Origin of the sequence: Candidatus Cryosericum odellii, from assembly GCF_003570935.1 — a bacterium.
Classification (GTDB): Bacteria; Caldisericota; Caldisericia; order Cryosericales; family Cryosericaceae; genus Cryosericum; species Cryosericum odellii.
On record NZ_QXIU01000167.1, the window covers coordinates 1 to 5,194 of the forward strand.

At 56.1% G+C, this 5,194-nt stretch carries 5 protein-coding genes and 2 pseudogenes; 5 read left to right on the forward strand and 2 right to left on the reverse strand.

Features of this window, described 5'->3' with window-relative positions; translation table 11 throughout:
- Positions 1–48 precede the first annotated feature (48 nt).
- The 3 genes and pseudogenes from SMC5_RS06930 to SMC5_RS11705 all read left to right on the forward strand — a co-directional run.
- Positions 49–285: pseudogene (locus SMC5_RS06930) on the forward strand (phage integrase N-terminal SAM-like domain-containing protein); the annotation flags it as partial.
- 237 nt (positions 286–522) lie between these two features.
- Positions 523–777, forward strand: a pseudogene (locus tag SMC5_RS11700) (MFS transporter); the annotation flags it as partial.
- Positions 662–931: a 4Fe-4S dicluster domain-containing protein gene (locus SMC5_RS11705; protein ID WP_119120128.1), complete on the forward strand. Its 270-nt coding sequence runs from the start codon at positions 662–664 to the stop codon at positions 929–931. The pseudogene SMC5_RS11700 and the gene SMC5_RS11705, both read left to right, overlap by 116 nt.
- A 23-nt stretch (positions 932–954) precedes the next feature.
- Here the strand turns inward: SMC5_RS11705 and SMC5_RS06945 are convergent, their stop codons facing one another.
- Positions 955–1,605: a phosphoribosyltransferase gene (locus SMC5_RS06945; protein WP_119120129.1), complete on the reverse strand. Its 651-nt coding sequence runs from the start codon at positions 1,603–1,605 to the stop codon at positions 955–957.
- 131 nt (positions 1,606–1,736) lie between these two features.
- On the reverse strand, positions 1,737–2,276 hold the full coding sequence (locus SMC5_RS06950; RefSeq protein ID WP_165849006.1) for a GNAT family N-acetyltransferase: 540 nt from the start codon (positions 2,274–2,276) through the stop codon (positions 1,737–1,739).
- A gap of 563 nt (positions 2,277–2,839) precedes the next feature.
- On the opposite strand from SMC5_RS06950, the gene SMC5_RS06955 reads away from it, so the two are divergent.
- Positions 2,840–4,441, forward strand: coding sequence for an ice-binding family protein (locus SMC5_RS06955; RefSeq protein ID WP_119120131.1), 1,602 nt, complete (start codon positions 2,840–2,842; stop codon positions 4,439–4,441).
- 172 nt (positions 4,442–4,613) lie between these two features.
- Complete coding sequence (locus SMC5_RS06960; RefSeq protein ID WP_119120133.1) at positions 4,614–5,078, forward strand: YbhB/YbcL family Raf kinase inhibitor-like protein; 465 nt, start codon at positions 4,614–4,616, stop codon at positions 5,076–5,078.
- The last annotated feature ends 116 nt before the right edge of the window (positions 5,079–5,194 follow it).

Genomic DNA, 5,194 nt, shown 5'->3' on the forward strand with positions numbered 1-5,194 from the left:
TTTTCATTAAAACCATTGTATAAGAAGCCCCGCTATGAGTCAACAATTATGAACGATCAACCACCCCAAAAATCCAGAAAACTCCTCGACCAAATCCGAGACGCAATCCGTCTGAAGCATTATTTCTATAATTCCTATAGCACCGAGAAAACCTATGTTCATTGGGCGCGGCGGTATATCCTTTTTCACAATAAACGCCATCCTGCTGAAATGGGAGCAGCAGAGATCGAAGCCTTCCTCACTCACCTAGCAAAAAATGAAAACGTGTCATCATCCACCCAAAACTAGGCCCTCAATGCCCTGCTGTTTCTTTATCGGAATGTACTGCAAATTGATCTCGCTATTCCGATCCATGCGCTGAGGCCCGGATCTGCGCTTCGCGGAAGGTTGCCAGTGAAGGTTCTTGCTATGCGATGTCGTGAGCGAGCTGCGGAGCAGAAGGTCCTGAACTCCTCATCACGACCAGCACTAGAGACTGTCATTAGCGCTCTCTGAGCTTGATCATGGGGGCTATCTCGTGGCATGTACCTCATTCCGCTCATGAATGGTGACGTCATCGACGCGGATGAACACACGACAGGGCTGCGGCGCGAAGGGATGTATGCCGGTGTCAACAGCTTCGTCACCAAACCCGCCATGAGTCTGGCGCAAGCTGTCTTCCTTGGGTTCCTGTCGCGAGCAGGTTACGACCAGTCATTGGCAAAGGGCATGCAGAGCGCCTCGGCTGAAGCCGGCATCGTGCGAGCATGGTTCCTCATGCCTGCCCTGCTTCTGCTCGCCTGCGCAGTCATGCCCCGTCAGTTGTCTGGGCCTCGGGTGCGCGGACCCACGAGACCACCACGCCAGACCTGTCCTCAAGATGCCGGACAGGTGCATAGGATGTGGCTTCTGCGCAGATTCCTGCCCCGTAGGCGCTATCACGATGAGGTAACGCGACCGGCTGACGCTCCTGCTCTATCGGATGCGCCGCGGACGGAACGCCCGATTGGCCCAGCACAGGGCTTCGCGGTCACTGACCTCGTGAAAGTCCTCGTAAAACTGCCCTACAGCCATCAGCCATTCGGCCGCGTGGACAGTCACAACATGGTACCCCTGCTCGACCAGCTGGCGCATCACTTCTTTGTCCACGACCGGCGTTCCGACCGTGGGGACGCACCCCATACTGGTGACGACATCCACGGCGGCGATCATCGTCGCTCCCGTTGCGATACCATCGTCCACAACCAGCACGCGGGCGCCGCGTTCCCATGTCTGGGGGATATAGCGCTCGAACAGCTCTGCGTACAGGACAAGACGTTCCTTCTCGAAGCCGATCTCGGCGTCGAGGTGCTCGCGCGGTTCGTGTGCGGATTCGGGTGACAGGATGGTGGCGAAACTGCCGTTTCCGGCATAGCCGAGGGCCCCTACGGCAAGTTCACGGTTGGCGTCAGCACGGATCTTGCGGATGAGCAGGACACCAAACGGCAAGCCGAGCTCCTGGGCGACGACAGATCCGACGATGACCCCGCCACGTGGAATCCCACAGCAAAGGTCGAAGGTCAATCCCTGATCATGGACCTCACTTGCCAGTTTGGCTCCTGCTTCTTCCCGCGATAGGAAGACCATAGCGTTCCTCCCATTAGGTCATGCTCGACGATATCGGAATCTCCGCTGACATCAGCATGACAGAACAGGGAATTTGGTCAATACCCTGGACCCGGTGACAACCGGACCCTGAGAAATCGTGTTGGAGTGCTTTAGACCTCGAGATACCAGACGATGGCGGTCTCGTCCTCGCTGCCAGGCGTGGCCTGCAGATAGAAACGGTCGAACCCACCAATGACGAACCCATAGTCACGGTAGAACATGCATGCAGTCACATGGACGTCCTGCGTTTCTGCGCGCAGCCAGTGCAGTCCCTGGTCAACGGCCCATGCCTTGACGGTATTCATGAGCGACGTCGCGATACCGTGATGGCTGTGGCCATGCTCAACGCGCAGCCCCCAGACACGTGCCATGTTGTTATGATCTTCCTCGACACACACCTGTCCTACCAGTTGCTCTTCGACAAATGCGAGATAGATGGCCGCGTCATCTCTGCCGAGATAGGCACAGTCTGGACAGGAGTCTTCTATCTTCTCATACGGTTGTTGGACGGAATCGACGTCGAAGTCATAACTGTCACCGCACATTGAAACTTTGACACGCGCGTTCACGAAAAAGTTGCTGCGGAGCCCGTCCACATAGGCGGCCATGTCCGGTGTCGCCCGAACGATCCGTATGTCGAACCCAGCCATGTTATTCACACTTATATCATACACGAACGGCGCGCCAAAGCGGGAAGCCGGCATTCACAACCGCACTTTCATGTCGCTAGACATGCATCATCGCCTTTCATCCGGCGTCCGCCCCGTTGTTCGAGACGACGAGCTTCACCATGGTGGCCAGATATTTTTGCCACCGAGTTGTATCATCTGTCTAACTGAGTCACCCGCATGAGACTCCTGACATTATTGTTGCGACTTTCATAATCATTGTTTCCCGGGTCATATGCAACTTTCTGGCATCAACTGGGATACCATAGTTGAAAGGCAAGAGCATCGATGTGAAGGGATGGCCTATGGACAACGGGCTCAGGACAGTTGTCACACGTAGCCTCTCAGAAGAGGGAACAACGTTTGACACCTGTATGATCTAACGGTTCGGCAACTATAGTAATTGGTAATCCCTCGATGGTTGGGGACATTTGATAGTCATTTGCACGTTCCGGTCATTTCAAAGCTCGCGTGGACTGGGTTCCACGGCGCTGCCACCGTCATTGTCATGGACCCCGACAGCACATCCTAGAGGGGAGGAACACATGAGGAGACTTTTCGCAACATTTGTTGCACTATCCTTGCTTATGTCCATGTTCACCGGTGTCTTCGCACCTGTGCCCGAGGCAAGGGCAGCCGGTCCAGTAGCAGTCGTTCTTGGGACGGCGGGTAATTTTGTGGTCCTGGCAAAATCAGGAATCTCGACCACTGGATCCACCCACGTGACTGGAGATATTGGAGTGAGTCCAGCCGCCGCGAGTGCCATAACCGGATTTGGATTAACAATGGATAAATCGAATACATTTTCGAGGTCATCTTTGGTAACTGGCAAAGTGTATGCAGCCGACTATCATCCTCCTACTCCACATAACATGACCACGGCTGTCAGCAACATGGAAACCGCCTACACTGCCGCTGCCGGAGTGACGGCTCCTGCCCCTGTTGTCGGACTGGGTGCTGGGAATATTGGCGGAATGACCATCGCCCCTGGCGTCTACAAATGGAGCACCGGGGTTACCATACCAACGAATGTCACTCTCGCGGGCGGCGCAAATGATGTCTGGATTTTCCAGATAGCGCAAACACTCGATATCAGCTCGGCCCAGAAGGTTATTCTGAGCGGCGGGGCACAGGCAGCTAACATCTTCTGGCAGGTCGCCGGCCAAACGACACTTGGAACGACGTCTGTCTTCAATGGAACCATCCTGGATCTAAAAGCGATTGTGCTGAACACCGGCGCAACGCTGAACGGCAGGGCACTCTCACAGACGGCAGTGACGCTTGATGCCAGCACCGTTTCAGCTTCTGTGGCAGCTCCTGTACCAGTACCAGTTCCTGCACCCACCAACATGGTGTATCATCAGACGTTCTTCATCGGCTACCCGGACGGGTTGTTCAAGCCGGAACGGAACGTCTCCAGGGCAGAAGTCGCTGCAGCGCTGACCCGTGCTCTTGGGCTCGGCTGGTCCAACACCAAACCTTCCTACCCGGACGTCCCTGCGACTCACTGGGCATCAGGGTACATCCAGATCATGAAAGACGAAGGCATCATGCTCGGCGACACCTCAGGAACGTTCAGGCCTGATGCGCCTATCACCCGTGCCGAGGCAGCAGCAGCTCTCCTGCGGATGCTCAAGGTTGCGCCGATCCAGAACCTGACGGCCTCCTCCTTCAAGGATGTTCCTGTCACCAACTGGGCAGCTGGATACATTGAGGCCATGCAGAAGAACGGGTATATCACAGGGTATCCGGATGGGACATACAAGCCCACTGTCAATATCCTTCGTTCAGAGTTCACCGCAATCGCCGACCGTACACTTGGCCGTGAGATCAGTAACTCTTCACAGGTCACTGGACTGGGTAAAGACATCCGCTGGCCGGATGTTCCTGCCAGCCACTGGGCGTACCTCTACATCCTTGAAGCTTCGACCCCTCATACGGTGGCAAACGCAGTTAAACTCAACCGCACCATCGTCCTGAAGACGAAGACGATCCCGCTCTTCTCTGACGGCACGTCAATTGTCACCATCCACAAGGCGGGAGATGTCCTGACCGCCATTGTCCCTGTCGACGGCCTGCTTCCGAATGGGTCAACCCCTGCCGCCCGGAAGGTCACCGTGGTCATCACCAATAAGCTCAAACCGTAACACTCAGCGAATCCAGACACACCAGCACAACACAGTCGATAACGATGAGGCCCCGGCGGTTATCCGCCGGGGCCTTTCTGTTGACCGTTGCCTTGTATGTGGCACCACGTATACTGGCAGATAGAAGATGGAGAAGGGCATCAAGGCTGGTTCTGACATGCAGGAGGCACCTATGGAAATCACGATCACCAGCGCGGTATTCACACCCGATAAACCTATCCCGGTCAAGTACACGGGACAGGGTGAAAACATCTCGCCAGACCTTTCCTGGAGGGACACGCCGGACGGCATCGCCAGCTTCGCCCTCGTCTGTGACGACCCTGATGCCCCGGCTGGGACCTGGGTCCACTGGACCATATGGAACATGCCTGCCACATCGACGGGACTCGCACAGGGCGTGTCCACGAATGCGTCTCTGCCTGACGGTTCAGTACAGGGTGTCACCAGTAGAGGCACGTCCGGGTATCACGGCCCGATGCCACCACACGGCAACGCCCATCGGTATTACTTTCGAATCTACGCTCTGGACACGGTGCTGTCTCTCCCGGCGTCGGCGAACCGGACGCAGCTCGACGCAGCCATGAGGGGGCACATCCTGTCGCAAGGGCAGTTGATGGGAACGTATCAGCGTCAATAACAGAGGTTCTCGGGATTGACAGAAACCACGCAGACTAACAGCGGAACCCTGCAGTATGTTTGCCCTCGCAAGCACTTACTGCGGGGTCGACGTTCCCCCGGAGGCAGTCGTGGTAC